The following is a 19,623-nucleotide window of genomic DNA, read 5'->3' as shown; positions in this document are numbered from 1 at the left end:
CCTGCCTGATCTTGTTGTCATGCGGACCCGCTGGCCTTCGGGCTCGCGCGCCGCTAACATGCCTGAATTTTGCACCTTCTGCCAGCACCGTCCGGTTCTGGCGGGAGGATTCCGCCCGGCATCCGCCACACGGAGGGCGGCCGCACCCGAGGAGACCCGATGAAGCCCTTCCCGGCAGCCTTGCACCTGGCGCGCGCCGCGCTGGCGCTTGCCGCTTCCTGCGCGTTCGGGGCGAGCGCCGCCGCGCCGGAGTGCATCGTGCCCGCCAAGCCCGGCGGCGGCTTCGACCTGACCTGCAAGCTGGCGCAGCGCGCGCTGCTGGAGGCCGGCATGACCGGGCAGCCGATGCGCCTGGCCTACATGCCGGGCGGCATCGGCGCGGTAGCCTATAACAGCGTGGTGGCCCAGCGCCCCGCCGAGCCGGACACCATCGTCGCCTTTTCTAGCGGCTCGCTGCTGGCGCTGGCCGAAGGCAAGTTCGGCAAGTATGGCGCAGCGGACGTGCGCTGGGTCGGCGCGCTGGCCACCGACTACGGCGTGGTCGCGGTACGCGCCGATTCGCCCTACAAGACCTTGAAGGATCTGGTGGCGGCGCTCAGGTCGGATCCGGACCAGGTCCTGTTCGGCGCCGGCGGCACCATCGGCAACCAGGACTGGATGAAGGCCGCGCTGCTGGCGCGCCAGGCCGGGGTGGGCTACAAGCGCATGCGCTTCGTGGGCTTCGAGGGCGGCGGCGAGGCCTTTACGGCGCTGCGGGCCGGCCAGGTGCAGGCCGTCTCCGGCGATGCATCCGAAGCAACAATGCAGCTGGCCATGGGCGACATCCGCATCCTCGCGGTACTGGCGGAGCGGCGCCTGCCCGGCACGCTGGCCGCCGTGCCCACCGCGCGCGAGCAAGGCTACGACATCGACTGGCCGGTCGTGCGCGGCTTCTACATGGGGCCGAAGGTGGCGCAGGCCGACTACGCACGCTGGGCGGCGCGCTTCGAGCGCCTGCAGGCCAGCCCGGCCTTTGCCCGCCTGCGCGCCGAGCAAGGCCTCTATCCCGCCGACATGGATGCCGCCGCGCTCGATGCCTACGTCAAGCGCACCGTGCAGCGCTACGGCACGCTGGCCAAGGAGTTCGGCCTGGTGCGCTAGCGGCGCGGTACGCTCATGGCGCGGCGCCTGGGGCTTGCGCGGCATGGGCGGCACGGGCGGCATCGCCGGCGGGACGCGGCAGCGGCTGCTTGCTCACGCGTTCCTTGAGCCAGGTGGCGGCCTTGCCGAGCGGCCGCTGCTTGTGCCACACCAGTTCCATCGCCACCGGCCAGTCCTGGTCGTCGAATTCCAGCACCGGGGACACCAGTTGCGCCGCCGCCGGCGAATTGGCCGCCACGTGCCACGGCACGAAGGCCCAGCCAAGGCGCCGCTTGACCAGTTCTACGATCACCCACTGGCTTTCCACCCACCACACCTCGGCCGCCACGCGCAGGCGCTTTTTCTCCTCGCTGTCGCTGCTGCGCACGGCCACCATGAGCTGGCGGTAGCGCTTGAGCTCCTCCCAGCCCACGCGCTGGTCGGCCAGCGGATGATCCGGCGCGCAGATGATCTGCATCGGCACCCAGCCCAGCGCGCGAAAGCCCAGCTCGGGCGGCAGCACTTCCTGGCGCCACATCAGGCCGAGGTCCGCGCTGCCTTCCAGCACCAGGCGGCTGACATCCTCCATCAGCGGGAACAGCAGTTCCAGCTCGACCGCCGGGAAGCGCGTCGAGAACTCTTCGAGCATCACGCCCAGCGTCTCCTCCGGATACAGCTCGTCCACCGCCAGCACCAGACGGCTTTCCACACCCTCGCCCAGGCTCTTGGCCACCCCGCGGAAGTGCTCGCAGCGCTCCAGGATCACGCGCGCCTCGGCCAGCAGGCGCTCGCCGGCGGCGGTCAGCACGGGATAGCGCGCGCTGCGGTCGAACAGCTGGTTGCCGAGGTCGATCTCCAGATTGGAGACGGCCGCGCTGACCACCGACTGCGCCTTGCCGAGCCGGCGCGCGGCGGCCGAGAAAGAGCCGCATTCGGCGGCGGCGGCGAAGGCCTGCAACTGTTCGAGGGAAAGGCTCATGTGATGCTCCCGGCCGCCACCAGACCGGAGGGCGACAATCTATCTGTTAAAGCGATGGATACCAACTTTACCATCATCGTAATCCAGATAGAATGGCCTCCATCGTGTTGTCACACAGGAAGGATCATGCGTACGACAAAGGACCGGATTCGCCACACCATCGGCTTCGAAGTCATCGGCCTGTTTATCTTCGCGCCGCTCGCCAGCCTGGTGTTCGGCTTCGCCCTGCACCAGATGGGCGTCATCGCCGTGGTCGCCTCGGTCATCGCCGCCGGCTGGAACTATCTCTACAACCTGCTGTTCGACAAGGCCATGCTGCGGTTCACCGGACAGCTGCGCAAACCCGTGGCGGTGCGCGTGCTTCACGCGATCCTGTTCGAGGCAGGCCTGCTCGTGGTGTTCCTGCCGCTGGTGTCGTGGTACCTCGACATGAGCCTGTTCGACGCCTTCGTCATGGATATCGCCGTGGCGGCGTTCTATGTGGTCTATGCGTTTATCTACAACTGGGCCTACGACACCGTGTTCCCGGTCGGCAAGACCGCGGCAAGCCAAAAGCCGGCGGTGCTGGCGGAGCCGTGCAGCCGCTAAGGCCAGGCGCGGCACGACAAGAAAAACGGATGCCGGCGGCATCCGTTTTTTATTGTCCGGCACGCAGCCGGTATGCACCCGGCATGCAAGGCCGGGGAGGCTCAGTGGCGCTCCGGCGTCGCCACGTTACCCACCACGCCGCCCAGCGCGGCACCGCCGAGGGTCGCGGCCGGGCCGCCGATCAGCGCCGCGCCGGCTACGCCGCCGACGCCTGCACCGATTGCCGTATTGCGCTGCTTGGGGGTGATGTCGGCACAACCCGCCGCGCTCAGCAGGGTGGCCAGCACAAGTGTCAGGGTCAGGGTACGCATGGTGGGGCTCCTTTCTGGATTTGCGTGGGCGCCGGGCAAGGGAGCCGGGCGCGTCTCATGCACCAAGTATGGCGTCGCGCAAAGCACTTCGGGAGCGGGCCCAGGCCGAACCTCCTGTCGGACGATTCCCACAAGTGACCCGGCCGAGGATGGGGCGGGACGGCGTGCGCCCTGCTCTCACGGGTTATCCCCCATCGCCGCATGCTTGAAGCGCGCCGCCATTTAGTTATACTCCATAACAAATCTGCGGCTTGCCCTCCGCCGTGCACGGACACGCGGCAAGCCACGACAAAAGCGATGGAGACAACACCATGAAGATCGCGATAGCCGGCGGCGGCATCGGCGGCCTGACGCTGGCACTGCTGTGCCACCGCCACGGCATCGAGGCCGAGGTCTGGGAAGCCAGCGAGACCATGCGCCCGCTCGGCGTGGGCATCAACCTGCTGCCGCACGCGGTGCGCGAGCTGGCCGAGCTCGGCCTGCGCGACGCCATCGCGGAGCTCGCCGTACCGACTTCGTCGCTGTCCTACTACAACAAGCTCGGCCAGCGCATCTGGCACGAGCCGCGCGGCCTCGCCGCCGGCTACGAGCTGCCGCAGTTTTCCATCCATCGCGGCGAGTTCCAGATGCTGCTCTACCGTACCGCGATCGAGCGCCTGGGCGCGCATCGCGTGCATGCGGGCCACGCCTTCGAAACGGTGACCAGCACCGGCGCCGCCGCCGGCGAACCGGTCACCTTCACGCTGCGCCGCCGCAGCGACAACGCCGTGATCGCCGCGCAGGCCGATGTGCTGGTGGGCGCCGACGGCATCCATTCCGCGGTACGCCGCCATTTCTACCCGCACGGCGACGCGCCACGCTTCTCGCGCCGCACGCTGTGGCGCGCCGTGAGCGAGGCGCCACCGTATCTCGACGGCAGCGCGATGTTCATGGCCGGCCACCAGGACCAGAAGTTCGTGGCCTACCCGATCTCCGGGCCGCTGCGCCGCGAAGGCCGCTCGCTGGTCAACTGGATCGCCGAGCTGCGCGTGCCCGACCACGTCTCCGATACGCCACCGCGCAGCGACTGGAACAAGCAGGTGGACAAGTCCGTGTTCGCCGCCGCCTTTGCCGGCTGGCGCTGGGACTGGATCGACATTCCCGCGCTGATCGACGGCGCGCAGGCCATCTATGAATTTCCGATGGTGGACAAGGATCCGCTGCCGCGCTGGACCTTCGACCGCGTGACCTTGCTGGGCGATGCCGCGCACCCGATGTATCCGATCGGCTCCAACGGCAGCGCGCAGGCCATCCTCGATGCGCGCTACCTGACCGACTGCCTGCTGGCCAACGGCGCGCCGCACGACAAGTCCGGCGCCGGCTACGCGCTGCGCGAGTACGAGGCCGAACGGCTGCCGCGCACCGCCGCCATCGTGCTGCGCAACCGCCTCAACGGCCCCGAGCAGGTCATGCAGCTGGCCGAGCAGCGCGCGCCGCAAGGCTTCAGCGATATCGAGACGGTGATCCCGCGCGCGGAGCTCGAAGGCATCGCGCAGCGCTACAAGCAGCTGGCCGGCTTCGACCGCCAGTCGCTGCAGCTGCCGCCGCGCTAGCGCGTCCGCTCGCCGCCGGTCCGCCGGCATCGTCGTTCGTCAAATCATGCCCACCCGCGACCGGCCGTGAACAGCCGGCGCCATCGCCAGAGAAAATGAGAGAGGGAGACACCGTGCCGCGCCCCAGCTTTTGCCGCTTCGCCAATGCAACCGCGTTCCGCCGCCATAGCGTGGCGGCTGCAAGCCTTGCCGCCACCCTCGCCACCCTCGCCACGCTTGGCGCGGCGCCCGCGCTGGCCGAGGTGACCGTCGGCGTCAGCATTTCGTCGACCGGGCCGTCGGCGTCGCTTGGCATCCCGCAGAAGAACAGCATGCCCTTGCTGCCGGACGCCATCGGCGGCGAGAAGATCCGCTACGTGGTGCTGGACGACGCCTCCGACCCTACCCAGGCCACCAAGGTGGCGCGCCGCTTCGTCAGCGAGGACAAGGTCGACATCATCCTCGGCTCGTCCGCGGTGGCGCCGTCCATCGCCATCGCCGAGGTCGCCGACGAAAGCCAGACCGTGCAGCTGGCCTTCTCGCCGATCGAACTCAAGCCCGGACACGGCGAATGGACTTATCGCCTGGCGCAGCCCGTCAGGCTGATGGCCGAAGCCGTGGCGGATGCGGCGCATGCCAGGGGCGTCAAGACCGTCGCCTTCATCGGCTTTGCCGACGCCTACGGCGAAACCTGGCTCAAGGAATTCACCACGGCCGCCACCGCGCGCGGCATCCGCCTCGTCGCTACCGAGCGCTATGCCCGCTCGGACACCAGCGTCACGGCGCAGACGCTCAAGCTGATTGCCGCGCGCCCCGATGCCGTGCTGATCGCCGGCGCGGGCACCGGCGCGGCGCTGCCGCATACCGCGCTGCGCGAGCGCGGCTACACCGGGCCGGTCTATCACACGCATGGCGCGGCCACCAAGGACCTGATCCGCATCGGCGGCAAGGCCGTCAACGGCTCCATCCTGCCGGCCGGCCCGGTCATCGTCGCCGAGCAGCTGGCGGACAGCGCGGCGGTCAAGAAGCCGGGCCTCGACTATGTGGGCCGCTACGAAAAGCAGTTCGGGCCGGACAGCCGCACCCAGTTCGGCGCCCATCCCTACGATGCGGGCCTGGTGCTGCAGCGGATCGTGCCGGCGGCGCTCAAGCGGGCCAGGCCGGGCACGCCCGAGTTCCGCCGCGCGCTCAAGACGGCGCTGGAAAGCGAGCGCGATATCGTGGTCTCGCACGGCGTGCTGAACTACACGGCACAGGACCACTTCGGCTTCGACACGCGCGGGCGCGTCATGCTGACCATCGACAACGGCAACTGGAAGCTGCTGAAATGACGGCGCCCGCTGCTGCCGCCGGCGCGCTGGCGCTGCCGGCCCCCACGCTCGAACATGTCGCGGATTTCCGCTTCCGGCTGGCCCCGGCCACCGAGGTCGGCGTCAGCGCGCTCGGCAACCGCCGCGTGATCCCCATCCTCGACGGCGTCGTCACCGGGCCGCGCCTGCAAGGCCGCATCCTGCCCGGCGGCGCGGACTTCCAGCTGGTCCGCCATGATGGCGACAAAGGCGACAAAGGCGACAATGGCGACGCCGTCAGCGTGGCCGATATCGAAGCGCGCTATGTGCTGGAGACCGACGACGGCGCCCGCATCTACATCGTCAATGCCGGCGTGCGCAGCGGCCCCGCCGGGCTGATCGCGCGCCTGGCTGCCGGCGAGCTCATCGATCCTGGCCTGGTCTACTTCCGCACCGCGCCGCGCTTCGAAACGGCGGCGCCGGGCTACGGCTGGCTGATGCAGCACCTGTTCGTCGCCACCGGCGCACGCTACCCCGACCGGGTCGAAATGCGGTATTTTCGCGTGGTATGAGATGCCGGCCGCAATCCTGGACTTCCACACCGACGCAGCCCCATGAACACAGCCAAGGCGCGCCCGCGCCGCAGCCGCGAAGCCCTCGCCCCTGATCCCGCCAGCCCGGGTGGCGGCACCGATGCCGCCGCCGGCTTCGACCCGCACGTGGCCGACATCGACTACGGCGTGCTCGATAGACTGGTGGGCTACGCCATCCGCCGCGCGCAGATCCGCATCTACGAAGACTTCGTGCAGTCGCTGGCGCAGTGGAACATCACGCCGCCGCGCTTTTCCGCGCTGGTGATCATCGCGCGCAACCCCCATCTCAAGCTGACCGAGCTGGCACGCATACTCGGCATCGCGCGCTCCGGCGCGGTACTGCTGGTCGATGCGCTGGAAGACATGAAGCTGGTGGCGCGCCGCCCGGCCCCGCACGACCGCCGCGCCTACAGCCTGGTGCTGACCCCGGGCGGGCGTCGCACGCTGGAAGCCGCCACCGCGGCCGTGTGCGAGCACGATGCGCGCGTGGCGGCGGCCCTGAGCGCGGAGCAGCAAGACACGCTGCGTGCGCTGCTCGGCCAGCTGGCGCCGCCCGGTGGCGCCGCCGCCGCGCAAGCGGGCGGCCTCGCGGAAATCTGAAAACGGCGTCATCCGCGGCGCCATGTCCATGCGTTAACATGGGCACCATGCAGAAACGCCCCTCCCCACTTCTTCGCCGCCTGCTGCCGCTTTGCGCCGCGGCGCTGCTATTCGTCAACGGCCTGCCGGCCGCCACGGCAAAGACCGCCAAGGCCAAGGCCGCCCACGCTGCCGCCGCAACCACCAGGCACGCCGGCAGTGAAGCCGCCGAGCCCGCCGCCGCGCGCTCGGGCCTGCCGGCCGGCGTGATGGCCGCGCTCAAGCGCGCCCATATCCCCGCGGCATCCACCAGCTTCTATGTGATCAAGGTCGGGGCGCAGGCACCGCGCGCGAGCTGGAACGCGCAGGCGCCGATGAACCCCGCGTCGACCATGAAGCTGGTCACCACCTTCGCCGGGCTGCAGTTGCTGGGGCCCGCCTACCGCTGGCAGACTTCGCTCTACGCCGACAGCCAGCCCGGCGCCGACGGCACCGTCAACGGCAACGTCTACCTGCGCGGCCAGGGCGATCCCAAGCTGGTGCCCGAGGAGATGGCCAAGCTGGTCGCCTCGGCGCGCACCGCGGGCGCCACCACCATCAACGGCGACCTGGTGCTGGACCGCAGCTTCTTCGACGCGGCCATCGACAACGGCAACACCATCGACGGCGAAACCCAGCGCGCCTACAACGTCAGCCCCGATGCGCTGCTGTATGCGTTCAAGACGCTGTCCTTCACCCTCACCCCCGATGCCGCCAGCCAGACCGTGGCGGTTTCGGTCACGCCGGCGCTGGCCCAGCTCAAGCTCGACAACCGCCTCGCGCTGTCGCACGGCAAATGCGGCGACTGGCGCGCGCACGCCAACCCGATGGTCACGCCGCAGCCGGACGGTACCGTGCTGGCCTCCTTCGACGGCAGCTATGCAGCCGACTGCGGCGAGCACGTGGTCAATATCGCCACGCTCTCGCACAACGAGTTCGCCTGGGGCGGCTTTGTCGCCGAATGGCAGCTCGCGGGCGGCCGCTTCACCCACCAGCCCGCCCTACGCATGGGCCGCGCGCCGCGCGGGTCCTTCCTGCTGGCGCGCCACTACGGCCAGCCGCTGTCGGAGATCGTGCGCGACATCAACAAGTATTCGAACAACGTGATGGCGCGCCAGCTGTACCTGACCATCGGCGCCGAGATCGACCGCAGCGGTCCCGCCAGCACCGCGCGCTCGGCCAAGGTAGTGCAGCGCTGGCTGGGCCGGCAGGGCCTGGACATGCCAGGCCTGGTGCTGGACAACGGCTCGGGCCTGTCGCGCGAAGAGCGCATCAGCGCCTACGATATGTCGCGGCTGTTGCAGCAGGCGCTGGCCAGCGATGTGGGGCCGGTGCTGATCGATTCACTGCCGATCCTGGGCGTGGACGGCACCCTGCGCAACCGCCTCACCCGCGCGGGCGCTGCCGGCAATGCCTACATGAAGACCGGCACGCTGGCGGACGTGCGTGCGCTGGCGGGGTATGTGGATGCCTTGAATGGCGACCGGTATGTGGTGGTGAGCTATATCAATCATGCGAATGCTTCTGCCGGGCAGCAGGCGCACGATGCGTTGTTGCAGTGGGTCTATCAGGGAGCGCCCTGAGGTTTCGCGCTTCCGGGCTGAAGTCAAAGACAGCTTCAAGGCATCGCTGCCTTTGAAGCTGTCCTGGCTTTCAAGCCAGGCGGTGACGGTGAGGCTTGCGGCGCCGGGCGGAAAGTCAGCTCAAGTGCCCGGGATCAGTTGAACGCCGCGGCGGCCCGCTGCAACCGGTCCCTCACCCCATCCCACTCGTGCCCGGCCGGCAGGGCCTCAACCGCCAGCAGTCCGTACCCCTCCCGATCCAGCCTGCGCAACAGGCGGTACAGCTCGCGCGCAAAGGCCTCGGCATCCGCGGGCGCCGGCACCCAGGTACAGCGCGGATCGGTGGCAGCCTCGCGCCCCACCCAGGCCACTTTCGCACCGGCAGGCAGGTTCGCCAGTTGCGCGGGCAGGTCCGCCATCGACGACAACACCAGCGGCGTATGCGGTGCGTAATGCGCTTTCAGCGTCCCCGAGGCGCGCGGCGCGGCGGCGTCCGGCGGCAAGGGCGTCGCACCCAGGACGCCTGCCATCATCGCCGGCGTGATCGCGCCGGGGCGCAGCAATACCGGTCCGATGCCCTGCTCCAGCCGCGACAGGTCGACGATGGTGGATTCGATGCCGACTTCCACGCCGTCGCCTTCGAGCACGAAGACGCTGTCGCCGAATTCGTCGCGCACGTGCTGGGCCGTGGTCGGGCTGACCTGGCCGAACTTGTTGGCCGACGGTGCGGCGATGCCGCCGCGGCCGCGCTTGAAGCGCGACAGCAGCGCCTGCGCGACCGGATGCGAGGGGCAGCGCAGGCCGATGCTGTCCTGGCCGCCCGCCACCGCCGCGGGGATATGGGCGGCACGCTTGAGGATCAGCGTGAGCGGGCCGGGCCAGAACGCGTCGATCAGGTCCTGCGCGGCCGGCGGCACGTCGTCCACCCAGTAGCTGATGTCGCCGCCGTCCACCACGTGCACGATGATGGGATGGTTGGACGGGCGCCCCTTGGCGGCGAAGATGCGGGCGATGGCCTCGGGGTTCTCCGCGTCGGCGCCGAGGCCGTAGACGGTCTCGGTGGGAAAGGCGACCAGCTGGCCGGCTTCCAGCAGTTGGACCGCCTGGTCAAGTTCGGCGGGGGTAGGCATGCGCGACATCGATGGATCTCTGGGGCGGGGGTGAGGCGCGACGGCGGGCGCGCCGGGGGCCGGTCAGGGCTCGATATGGAGCGCCTTCAAGGCGGTGTCGAAGGCGCGCGCGGCATCGGCAGCCTCGCCGCCCACGCAGTTGACGTGGCCCATCTTGCGCGAGGGGCGGGCGTCGTTCTTGCCGTAGAGGTGGAGCTTGGCGCCTGCCTGGCCCAGCACTTCGTCCCAGGCCGGCGTACGCTCCAGGCCGAACTCGAACCAGGCGTCGCCGAGCAGGTTGAGCATCTTGCCGGCGGAGTGCTGGCGCGTGCTGCCCAGCGGCAGGCGTGCCATGGCGCGCACCTGCTGCTCGAACTGGCTGGTCTCGCACGCATCCATGGTGATGTGGCCGGAGTTGTGCGGGCGCGGCGCCATTTCGTTGGCGACCAGCGAGCCGTCCGTCAGCACGAAGAACTCGATGCACAGCACGCCCACATAGCCCATCTCGGTGGCGATGGTGGCGGCAGCGGCACGCGCGCGATCGGCGATCTCGTCGGAGACGCTGGTCGACGGCATGGTGGTGGCGAACAGGATGCCGTCGCGGTGCACGTTCTCGGCCAGCGGCCAGGTAGCGGTGCTGCCGTCGGCGGCGCGCGCGGCCAGCACGGAGACTTCGTAGGCCAGCGGCAGCATCTTCTCCAGCACGCAGGGCACGTGCTGCATGGCGCGCCACGCGGCACGCACGTCTTCGCGGGTCTTCACGCGGGCCTGGCCCTTGCCGTCGTAGCCCATGCGCGCGGTCTTGAGGATGCCGGGCAGCAGTTCCTCGGGCAGCTGGTCGACGTCGGCATCGTGCTGGATCACCCAGTGCGGCGCGGTGGGCACGCCGGTGCGCTCGGCGCACAACGCGAAGAACTTCTTCTCGCCGATGCGGTTCTGCGCGATCGACACGCAGTAGCCGCGCGGCGCGACGAAGGCACCGAGCTGCTCGAGCCGGTCCAGCGAGAGCGAGGGCACGTTCTCGAACTCGGTGGTCACCGCCGGGCACAGGCGAGCCATCTCGGCCAGCGCCGCCTCGTCGGTATAAGGCGCGCAGATGTGCTTCTCGGCGATGGTGCCGGCCGGGCTGTCCTGGTCCGGGTCGAGCACGCAGACCTTGTAGCCCATGGACTGCGCGGCCTGCGCGAACATGCGGCCGAGCTGGCCGCCGCCGAGCACGCCGAGCCAGGCGCCGGGCAGTACCGGCGCACCGGGATTGTCGAGGCCGAACTCGGCACGCGACTCGGGCGTGTGGGCTTCGACCAGGTAGGGATGGATGTCGGTAGGCATGGCGCTCTTTTGCGGTAAAACGGGGCTGGGCTGGCTCGGGCAGCGTGGACGTGCGGCGCTTACACCGGCAGCGTCATGGCGCGCGCGGCTTCGGTCTGCTTCGCGCGGAACGCTTCGAGCGCGGCGGCCAGCGCGTCGTCGGTGGTGGCCAGCGTGGCGATGGCGTGCAGCGCGGCATTGGCGGCACCGGCCTCGCCGATGGCGAAGGTGGCGACCGGCACGCCCTTGGGCATCTGCACGATCGACAGCAGCGAATCCTCGCCGCGCAGGTACTTGGAGGGCACCGGCACGCCGAACACCGGCACGATGGTCTTGGCGGCGATCATGCCTGGCAGGTGCGCGGCGCCACCGGCGCCGGCGATGATGGCACGCAGGCCGCGCGCGCGCGCGGTGGCGGCGTACTCGAACATCTCGTCGGCCATGCGGTGGGCGGACACCACGCGCGCCTCGAAGGCCACGCCGAAATCCTTCAGCATGGCCACTGCGTTCTGCATCACGTCCCAGTCGGAACTGCTGCCCATCACGACGCCGACCAGCGGCTTGACTGTATTGCTCACGTTCAAATCCTTATGAATCCCCGCCGCCGGCTTGCGCCCCGCGGCGGTGGCCTCCGCTCTCCCGCTACGGGGGCGGGCGGAGCCAACATCTTGCAAGTCCGGCCCACGCAGGCGGGACCCGCGCGGGTCATTACTGCAGTTCCTCGCCGGTTAGGCGCGTCAGCGCCTCGCGGTACTTGGCGGCGGTCTTCTCGATCACGTCGTCGGGCAGCTTGGGCGCCGGGGCGGTCTTGGGCCAGGGCTTGCCGTCGATGCGCACGGACTCGAGCCAGTCGCGCACGAACTGCTTGTCGAACGACGGCGGGTTGGTGCCGACCTGGTACGAATCCGCCGGCCAGAAGCGCGAGGAATCGGCCGTCAGCACTTCGTCCATCAGCGTCAGCGTGCCGTCTTCGTCCAGGCCGAACTCGAACTTGGTGTCGGCGATGATGATGCCGCGCGTGGCAGCGTACTCGGCCGCTTCCTTGTACAGGCGGATGGAGATCTCGCGCATCCGGCGCGCCAGGTCCACGCCGATGCGGGTCTCGACTTCGCCGAAGGAGATGTTCTCGTCGTGCTCGCCCATCTCGGCCTTGGCGGCCGGGGTGAAGATCGGCTCGGGCAGCTTCTGCGCGTTCTGCAGGCCGGCGGGCAGCTTGATGCCGCACACGCTGCCGGTGGCCTGGTAGTCCTTCCAGCCGCTGCCGGCCAGGTAGCCGCGCACCACGGCCTCCACCAGGATCGGCTTGAGACGCTTGACCACCACGGCGCGGCCCTTCACCTGTTCGACTTCGGCCGGGCTCACCACGCTTTCTGCGCTGACGTCGGTCTCGTGGTTCGGCACGATATGGGCCAGCTTCTTGAACCAGAAATTGGCCATCTGGTTGAGCACGCGGCCCTTGCCGGGAATCGGCTCGCCCAGGATGACGTCGAAGGCCGACAGGCGGTCGGAGGTGACGATCAGCAACTTGTCTTCGCCGACGGCGTAGTTGTCGCGGACCTTGCCGTGGCCGAGCAGCGGCAGCGAGGTGATGGAGGACTGGTAAAGGGCGTTGGACATGGTGGTTCCGAAAAAACGCGGAGCTAGGCGCACGGCCTGGAAAAGCGTCGTCCCCGCCGGCCCCCGCTACGGGGGCCTGGGCAGGGACTCAGGGGCATACGGTGGTGCCGCCGGCGGGCCGGCGGCACGGACTGCGATTTACTGCAAGGTCACTGCACGACCTGCGCCAGCGCGCCCGACTTGTACTGCTGGGCGATCGCTTCGAGCGCGACCGGCTTGATCTTCGAAGCCTGGCCTTCGCAGCCGAAGGCGATGTAGCGCGCCTTGCAGACCAGCTTGGCGGCTTCGCGGGCCGGCTTGAGGTATTCGCGCGGGTCGAACTTGCCCGGGTTCTCGGCGAAGAAGCGGCGGATCGCGCCGGTCATGGCCAGGCGGATATCGGTGTCGATATTGATCTTGCGCACGCCGAACTTGATGGCTTCCTGGATTTCCTCGACGGGCACGCCGTAGGTTTCCTTCATGTCGCCGCCGAACTGGCGGATTTCCTCGAGCAGTTCCTGCGGCACCGAGGACGAGCCGTGCATCACCAGGTGGGTGTTGGGGATGCGGGCGTGGATTTCCTTGATGCGGCCGATCGCCAGGATGTCGCCGGTGGGCTTGCGGGTGAACTTGTAGGCGCCGTGCGAGGTGCCGATGGCGATGGCCAGCGCGTCGAGCTGGGTGGCCTTGACGAAGTCGGCGGCCTGCTCGGGGTCGGTCAGCAGCATGGAGTGGTCCAGCTTGCCTTCGGCGCCGATGCCGTCTTCCTCGCCGGCTTCGCCGGTCTCGAGCGAGCCCAGGCAGCCGAGTTCGCCTTCCACGGTGACGCCGATGGCGTGCGAGAGCTGCACCACCTTGCGGGTCACGTCGATGTTGTACTCATAGTCCGACGGGGTCTTGCCGTCTTCGCGCAGCGAGCCGTCCATCATCACCGAGGAGAAGCCCAGGTCGATGGCGGCCTGGCAGATCGCCGGCGACTGGCCGTGGTCCTGGTGCATCACCACCGGGATATGCGGGTAGGCTTCCACTGCGGCTTCGATCAGGTGGCGCAGGAAGTGCTCGCCCGCATACTTGCGCGCGCCCGCCGAGGCCTGCATGATCACCGGCGCGTTGACTTCGTCGGCGGCCTGCATGATGGCCTGAACCTGTTCCAGGTTGTTGACGTTGAAGGCAGGCAGACCGTAGCCGTTTTCGGCGGCGTGGTCGAGCAGCTGGCGCATCGATACGAGTGGCATGTCAAACTCCTAAAGAAAGAATGGGGTGTCTCGGTATTTCTTTATGTCTTTCGAATTGTCGCTGGCACGCGCCTGCAGCTCTGGACGGCAAGGCACACATCCCGGCATCAGGCGCCAACCCTGACGATCTTCAGCGTATTGGTGCCACCGGGCTGCCCCATCGGCTCGCCGATGGTGAGCACGATGAAGTCACCGCGCTGCACCACGCCGCGCGCCAGCAGCAGTTCCTCGGCCTGCTCCAGCGCGGTGTCGCGGTCGGTGCTGGCTTCCAGCGGCAGCGCCACGACGTTGCGGTAGAGCTGCATCTTGCGCTGCGACGCCAGGTTGGGCGTCATGGCGTAGATCGGCACGTGAATGCGGTGCCGGCTCATCCAGAGCGCGGTGGCGCCGGAATCGGTCAGCGCGGCGATGGCCTTCACCTGCAAATGATAGGCCGTGAACAACGCGCCCATGGCGATCGACTGGTCGATGCGGGCGAAGGTCTGGTTCAGGAAATCGGTGTCGAGCTGGACCACCTCGGATTTCTCGGCCTCCACGCACACCGCGGCCATGGCTTCGACGGTTTCCACGGGATAGCGACCGGCGGCGGTCTCGGCCGACAGCATCACGGCGTCGGTGCCGTCCAGCACGGCGTTGGCCACGTCGGACACCTCGGCGCGCGTCGGCACCGGGTTGACGATCATGCTCTCCATCATCTGGGTGGCGGTGATGGTCAGCTTGTTGGCTTCGCGCGCCAGCCGGATCATGCGCTTCTGCAGCGCCGGCACGGCGGCATTGCCCACTTCCACGGCCAGGTCGCCGCGCGCCACCATGATGCCGTCGGAGGCCTGCAGGATCTCTTCCAGCACGCCCGGGCGGATCGCCTCTGCGCGCTCGATCTTGGCGATCATGCGGGTCTTGTGCTGGTGCGGCTGGCCGGCCACGGCGGCCAGCTGGCGCGCCATTTCCATGTCGGTGGCGTTCTTCGGGAAGCTCACCGCGACATAGTCCGCGCCCAGCGCCATGGCGGTCTTGATGTCCTCCATGTCCTTGGCGGTCAGCGCCGGCGCCGACAGCCCGCCGCCCTGGCGGTTGATGCCCTTGTTGTTGGACAGCTCGCCGCCGATCTTCACCGTGGTGAAGATCTCGTGGCCGAACACGCGGACCACCACCAGCACGATCAGTCCGTCGTTGAGCAGCAGCAGGTCGCCCGGGCCCACGTCGCGCGGCAGGTCTTCGTAGTCGAGGCCGGCGCGCTCTTGGTTGCCCAGCGAGCAGGTCGCGTCGAGGATGAAGGGGTCGCCGGGCTTGAGCGTGACCTTGCCGTGCTCGAACTTGCCCACGCGGATCTTGGGGCCTTGCAGGTCCGCCATGATGGCCACCTCGCGGCCGCAGGCCTGGGCCGCCTGGCGCACCAGCTGCGCGCGCTCGATATGGTCCTCGGCCTTGCCGTGGGAGAAGTTCAGGCGCACTACATCGACCCCGGCCGAGATCATGCGCGTGAGGACCTCCAGCGTGCTGGAGGCGGGACCGATGGTGGCGACGATCTTTGTCGAGCGGGTCATGAACACGTTTTCCTTGTGGTTGTGCGCCGCCGTCCGGCGAAGCCGGCGCGGCCTGCATCCTGCGAGCCCGGTAGCGCCGGCGCCAGGCCGGTGCCTTGCGCCGCGACGGCCCGCGGCGGACCGCTCATCCCGGACAGCATGCGCCGCCGGCCATGCCGCGCGAAGCCTGCATCTCAGCCCGCTGCGCGCTGTTCCAGCACTTCGAAGGCGGGCAGCTTCTTGCCTTCGAGGAATTCCAGGAATGCGCCGCCGCCGGTAGAGATATAGCCCACGCGGTCGGCGATGCCGTACTTGGCGATGGCAGCCAGCGTGTCGCCGCCGCCGGCGATGGAAAACGCCTTGGACTCGGCGATGGCTTGCGCCAGCACCTGCGTGCCATTGCTGAACTGGTCGAACTCGAACACGCCGACCGGGCCATTCCACACGATGGTGCCGGCGGCCTTGAGCTGGTCGGCCAGCATCTGCGCGGTCTTGGGGCCGATGTCGAGGATCATGTCGTCGTCGGCCACGTCATTCGCATCCTTGACGGTGGCAGCGGCGGTCGCGCTGAATTCCTTCGCGCAGACCACGTCCACGGGGATGGGCACCGAGGCGCCGCGGGCAGCCATGATGTCGATGATGGCGCGCGCGTCGCCGACCAGGTCGGCCTCGGCCAGCGACTTGCCGATCTTGAGCCCGGCCGCCAGCATGAAGGTATTGGCGATGCCCCCGCCGACGACCAGGTTGTCGACCTTGGCCGCCAGCGTCTTGAGGATGGTCAGCTTGGTGGACACCTTGGAACCGGCGACGATGGCCACCAGCGGACGCGCCGGCTGGCCCAGCGCCTTGCCCAGCGCGTCGATCTCGGCGGCCAGCAGCGGGCCGGCGCAGGCGATGGGCGCGTACTTGGCGATGCCGTGGGTGGTGGCTTCGGCGCGGTGCGCGGTGCCGAAGGCGTCGTTCACATAGACATCGCACAGCTTGGCCATCTTCTGCGCCAGCTCGTCGCTGTTCTTCTTCTCGCCCTTGTTGACGCGGCAGTTTTCCAGCAGCACCACTTCGCCGGGCTTGACCTGGCTCACCTCGCCGGTGCCGTCGACCCAGTTCTGCACCAGCCTGACCGGCTTGCCGAGCAGCTCGGACAAGCGCACGGCCACCGGCGCCAGCGAATCCTCGGGCTTGAACTCGCCCTCGGTCGGGCGGCCCAGGTGCGAGGTCACCATCACGGCGGCGCCCGCCGCGAGGCAGGCCTCGATGGCCGGCACCGAGGCGCGGATGCGGGTGTCTTCGGTGATATTGCCTGCGTCGTCCTGCGGCACGTTCAGGTCGGCGCGGATAAAGACACGCTTGCCGGCAATTTTGCCTTCGGAGATGAGGTCGGAGAGACGCAGCACAGAGGTCATGGCGAAGAGGAAGAGAGCAGAAATCGGGGAAATTCGGCATTTTACCTGATCGCAACAGCCGATTTGCGCGTTTGCCCACCTTGCGCGCCATGCTCCGGGTTAGTCATCCGGCACATTTGGCCCCAAAGCTGCCGCTTCCTTGCAACGCACCCCCGCTAAGTGGGGTGAAACAATCCGCGCCTGTCTCGTACTCTGCGCAAAAGCGTGCAATGGGCAGAGAAGTTATGCTTGCACGAACATAGCCAGAGGCCTGCATTCAGACGGGACCCACGGCACTGTGCCGGGATGCACTTTCGGGAAAGGGCGCCGGCGCCACACGGCATACGCCGTTGTCGCGAAGCGAGGGGTAATCATGAATGAGGACATGCACCGGGCGATCCGTGGCTTGTACGAGGGGATTCTTGACGCGCAGGCCTGGCAGCGCAGCCTGCACACGCTGAGCAGCATGGCCGGCAGCGCGCACGCTTCGATGATCGTGCGCGACACCGATCGTGACCTGATGACGGTCAACGAGATGGTGCGCCCGGTACAGGAACTGTTCGCCGCCTACGAGAACGAGTTCCACGAGATCGATCCAGGCAAGCTGTTCGCGCACAAGCTGTCGCCCGGCCAGTGGTATATCGACGCGCGCGATTTCGGCGAAGGCTCGATGCGGCGCAGCCCGTTCTACCGCGATTTCTTCCACCGGTTCGACCTGTGCTCGTACGCTGCCTGCCTGGTCGAGCGGCAACCGCACTACGAAGTGTATTTCGCCCTGCAGCGCTCGTTCTCGCAAGGTGTGTTCACCGAGGCCGACACGCGCGCGCTTGACTGGGCCCTGCCCCATATACGCAGCGCCATGGCCCTGCGCGACCGCACCATCGGGCTGTCGGTGCAGGCGCAGTTGTCGGCGCAGGTCCTGGAGCAGATGTCGTTCGGCGTGATTGCGTTCTCGCCCGAGCGCCGCGTGCTCCTGAGCAACGGCATCGGCGAGCGCTGGGTGCGGCGCCTGGACCCCGCCGGCAAGACCAGCGATTGGCAGCTCTCGCGTGCGCTGGCCGACATGGTGGCCGCCGCCTGCGAGCCCGGCAGCCTGCTGCCGGCCCAGGCCGCGCAGGCGCGCCACGCCGACGGCAACACGGCGCAGGTGGTCGTGCTGCCGCTGCCGCCTTCGCACTTGTTCGCGCTGCCGTGGCAAAAGCCGGCCGCGCTGGTGGTGATCCACGAAGAGGCACCGTCGGCGCAGCACCTGCCGCTGCTGCTGCGCGACATCTACGCCCTGACGCCGGCCGAGATCCGGCTGGCGAGCCTGCTGGCCACCGGCATGGGACTGCCCGAAGCCAGCGAGCGCCTGCGCGTGCGGCATGAAACCGCCCGCAGCCAGCTCAAGGCGATATTCCTGAAGACCGGCACCAGCACGCAGGCGCGGCTGGCTCGGCTGCTGACCCAGCTGGGCGCGGCGCTGGCCCCGGCCAGCGAAGGCGACACCCCGGCCTGACGCGCCGCAGGCAAGGCCTACGCGAACAAGCGCAGCCCGGTGTACACCGCCATGCCCGCCACGATCATGCCGACCATGCGCCGCGTCAGCAGGTAGAACAACAGCGCCACGGCGCCGGCCACCAGCTTGTAGTTGGTCGGCGCCGCCGAGAAGTGCCCTTGCCAGGTCATCAGGTCCGGCAGGATGATCGCGGCCAGCGCGGCCGCCGGCGCATAGCGCAGCGCGCGCTGGATGCGGTCGGGCACGCTCACGTGCTCGCCCGCCATCAGGAACAGGGCGCGCGTGACGATGGTCACCACCGCCATGCCGAACAGTGCGATCCAGATCTCGAGATGGCTCATGCGCGGTCCTCCCGCGATGGCGCCGACGATTGTGCGGACGACTGCGCCGACGATTGCGCCGACGACTGCGCGGACGCGATCGCATGCTCCGCCTTGCGGCGGCGGATACCGCGCAGGGTGGCGCGCGCCGCCAGCTCATCGCTGGCCATGCCCGCGGCGATCGCGCCCACCACCGCCGCCACCAGGCCAAGCCGGTACGGCAGATCGAAGCACAGCAGCGCCAGCGTGGCCGCCACCGCGACCGCCAGCAATGTCGAGCGCGAACGGATGGTGGTCACCATCACCGGAATCAGCGCCATGGTGCCGGCCAGCCCCAGGCCCCAGCTATCCGGAAAGGCGCTCGCCAGCACGATGCCGATGATGGACGACACCTGCCACATGGCGAAATTGGTCAGCGCCATGCCCCAGAAGTAGCCTTCCTTGCCGGGCTCGCGGTCCGGCGTGGCATAGCGCTGCATGAAATAGACGAAGTGCAGGTCGCCGTTGAACGAACCCAGCACGGTGCGGCGCCACAGCGGCAGGTAGCTGAAATGCGGCTGCAGCCCCGCGCTGAAGATCACGAAGCGCAGGTTGACGATGGCCGCGGTGAGCCAGATCGTCCACAGCGGCAAACCCGCCGCAAACAGCGGCAGCACGGCCAGTTGCGCCGAACCCGCGTAGACCAGCAGCGACATGCCGATGGCCTCAGGCACGTTCATGACCGACTTGCTCATGGCCACGCCGGTCACCAGCCCCCAGGAAAACACCGCCGGCAGCGACGGCGCGAAATAGCGCGCACCTTCGATAAAACCCGAGCGTTCGGCCGGATCAAAACGCTGCCAGGCGCGCTGCAGGGCCTGGGGGGACTGGAAAGTCATGACTCAAGGGATCGGGATGGGGCGGCACCGGGGAAAAACGAAGCCAGCACAGATGCTGGCACTCCCGGCGCGCGGGCAAGCGGCCATTATAGGCCCTGCCCGCGCCATCGTAAGCATCCGCTTAACTCGAATTTTGCGTGCCGG

The 19,623-nt window shown here is 68.6% G+C and carries 19 protein-coding genes; 8 read left to right on the top strand and 11 right to left on the bottom strand.

Going from position 1 to position 19,623, the window contains the following annotated elements:
* The first annotated feature begins 159 nt into the window (after positions 1-159).
* Positions 160-1,140 carry a Bug family tripartite tricarboxylate transporter substrate binding protein gene (locus tag AC1DKV_RS25945; RefSeq protein ID WP_441621526.1) on the top strand — a complete coding sequence of 327 codons (981 nt, stop codon included), beginning with the start codon at positions 160-162 and terminating at the stop codon, positions 1,138-1,140.
* A 13-nt stretch (positions 1,141-1,153) separates the two neighbouring features.
* On the opposite strand, the gene AC1DKV_RS25940 is transcribed toward AC1DKV_RS25945, so the two are convergent.
* The gene (locus AC1DKV_RS25940) at positions 1,154-2,098 is read right to left on the bottom strand and encodes a LysR family transcriptional regulator (protein WP_441621524.1); all 945 of its coding nucleotides are present in this window, start codon (positions 2,096-2,098) and stop codon (positions 1,154-1,156) included.
* Between the two features lie 126 nt (positions 2,099-2,224).
* On the opposite strand from AC1DKV_RS25940, the gene AC1DKV_RS25935 reads away from it, so the two are divergent.
* Positions 2,225-2,686, top strand: coding sequence for a PACE efflux transporter (locus AC1DKV_RS25935; protein WP_441621522.1), 462 nt, complete (start codon positions 2,225-2,227; stop codon positions 2,684-2,686).
* 101 nt (positions 2,687-2,787) lie between these two features.
* Here the strand turns inward: AC1DKV_RS25935 and AC1DKV_RS25930 are convergent, their stop codons facing one another.
* Positions 2,788-2,997 carry a hypothetical protein gene (locus AC1DKV_RS25930; RefSeq protein ID WP_441621520.1) on the bottom strand — a complete coding sequence of 70 codons (210 nt, stop codon included), beginning with the start codon at positions 2,995-2,997 and terminating at the stop codon, positions 2,788-2,790.
* Positions 2,998-3,308: 311 nt separating this feature from the next.
* Here AC1DKV_RS25930 and AC1DKV_RS25925 point away from each other — a divergent pair, with 311 nt between their 5' ends.
* The 5 genes from AC1DKV_RS25925 (at position 3,309) to dacB (ending at position 8,651) form a co-directional block, all read left to right on the top strand.
* Entirely contained in the window at positions 3,309-4,589 is a 1,281-nt protein-coding gene (locus AC1DKV_RS25925) for a flavin-dependent oxidoreductase (protein WP_441621518.1), read from the top strand.
* A gap of 170 nt (positions 4,590-4,759) precedes the next feature.
* Positions 4,760-5,899: an ABC transporter substrate-binding protein gene (locus AC1DKV_RS25920; protein ID WP_477138317.1), complete on the top strand. Its 1,140-nt coding sequence runs from the start codon at positions 4,760-4,762 to the stop codon at positions 5,897-5,899.
* Positions 5,896-6,429 carry a DUF3237 domain-containing protein gene (locus AC1DKV_RS25915; protein WP_441621516.1) on the top strand — a complete coding sequence of 178 codons (534 nt, stop codon included), beginning with the start codon at positions 5,896-5,898 and terminating at the stop codon, positions 6,427-6,429. The genes AC1DKV_RS25920 and AC1DKV_RS25915 overlap by 4 nt, the downstream gene beginning before the upstream one ends.
* Positions 6,430-6,471: 42 nt before the next feature.
* Positions 6,472-7,050 (top strand): MarR family winged helix-turn-helix transcriptional regulator, encoded by a 579-nt coding sequence (locus tag AC1DKV_RS25910; RefSeq protein WP_441621514.1) that lies wholly within the window; start codon positions 6,472-6,474, stop codon positions 7,048-7,050.
* 38 nt (positions 7,051-7,088) lie between these two features.
* Positions 7,089-8,651 (top strand): D-alanyl-D-alanine carboxypeptidase/D-alanyl-D-alanine endopeptidase, encoded by a 1,563-nt coding sequence (gene dacB / locus AC1DKV_RS25905; protein ID WP_441621513.1) that lies wholly within the window; start codon positions 7,089-7,091, stop codon positions 8,649-8,651.
* Between the two features lie 134 nt (positions 8,652-8,785).
* Here the strand turns inward: dacB and AC1DKV_RS25900 are convergent, their stop codons facing one another.
* From AC1DKV_RS25900 to AC1DKV_RS25870, 7 genes are all read right to left on the bottom strand, one after another.
* The gene (locus AC1DKV_RS25900) at positions 8,786-9,769 is read right to left on the bottom strand and encodes an L-threonylcarbamoyladenylate synthase (protein ID WP_441621511.1); all 984 of its coding nucleotides are present in this window, start codon (positions 9,767-9,769) and stop codon (positions 8,786-8,788) included.
* A gap of 54 nt (positions 9,770-9,823) precedes the next feature.
* Positions 9,824-11,068, bottom strand: coding sequence for a 5-(carboxyamino)imidazole ribonucleotide synthase (locus AC1DKV_RS25895; protein ID WP_441643545.1), 1,245 nt, complete (start codon positions 11,066-11,068; stop codon positions 9,824-9,826).
* A gap of 59 nt (positions 11,069-11,127) precedes the next feature.
* Entirely contained in the window at positions 11,128-11,625 is a 498-nt protein-coding gene (purE, locus tag AC1DKV_RS25890) for a 5-(carboxyamino)imidazole ribonucleotide mutase (RefSeq protein ID WP_441643544.1), read from the bottom strand.
* 130 nt (positions 11,626-11,755) lie between these two features.
* Entirely contained in the window at positions 11,756-12,664 is a 909-nt protein-coding gene (locus tag AC1DKV_RS25885) for a phosphoribosylaminoimidazolesuccinocarboxamide synthase (protein ID WP_441621505.1), read from the bottom strand.
* Between the two features lie 149 nt (positions 12,665-12,813).
* Positions 12,814-13,878 (bottom strand): class II fructose-bisphosphate aldolase, encoded by a 1,065-nt coding sequence (gene fba, locus AC1DKV_RS25880; RefSeq protein ID WP_441621503.1) that lies wholly within the window; start codon positions 13,876-13,878, stop codon positions 12,814-12,816.
* A gap of 107 nt (positions 13,879-13,985) precedes the next feature.
* Positions 13,986-15,422: a pyruvate kinase gene (pyk, locus tag AC1DKV_RS25875; protein WP_441621501.1), complete on the bottom strand. Its 1,437-nt coding sequence runs from the start codon at positions 15,420-15,422 to the stop codon at positions 13,986-13,988.
* 173 nt (positions 15,423-15,595) lie between these two features.
* Entirely contained in the window at positions 15,596-16,804 is a 1,209-nt protein-coding gene (locus tag AC1DKV_RS25870; protein WP_441621499.1) for a phosphoglycerate kinase, read from the bottom strand.
* Between the two features lie 352 nt (positions 16,805-17,156).
* Between AC1DKV_RS25870 and AC1DKV_RS25865 the strand changes: the two genes are divergently transcribed.
* On the top strand, positions 17,157-18,281 hold the full coding sequence (locus AC1DKV_RS25865) for a helix-turn-helix transcriptional regulator (RefSeq protein ID WP_441621497.1): 1,125 nt from the start codon (positions 17,157-17,159) through the stop codon (positions 18,279-18,281).
* Between the two features lie 17 nt (positions 18,282-18,298).
* On the opposite strand, the gene AC1DKV_RS25860 is transcribed toward AC1DKV_RS25865, so the two are convergent.
* Positions 18,299-18,622: an AzlD domain-containing protein gene (locus tag AC1DKV_RS25860; protein ID WP_441621495.1), complete on the bottom strand. Its 324-nt coding sequence runs from the start codon at positions 18,620-18,622 to the stop codon at positions 18,299-18,301.
* A complete protein-coding gene (locus AC1DKV_RS25855; RefSeq protein ID WP_441621493.1) occupies positions 18,619-19,479 on the bottom strand; it encodes an AzlC family ABC transporter permease in 861 nt (286 codons plus the stop codon). The genes AC1DKV_RS25860 and AC1DKV_RS25855 overlap by 4 nt, the downstream gene beginning before the upstream one ends.
* Positions 19,480-19,623 lie beyond the last annotated feature (144 nt).

Source organism: Cupriavidus sp. 05T41 (genome assembly GCF_056396525.1).
The sequence above is the reverse complement of the archived record's forward strand: the minus strand, read 5'-3'. Positions and strand labels throughout refer to the sequence as shown.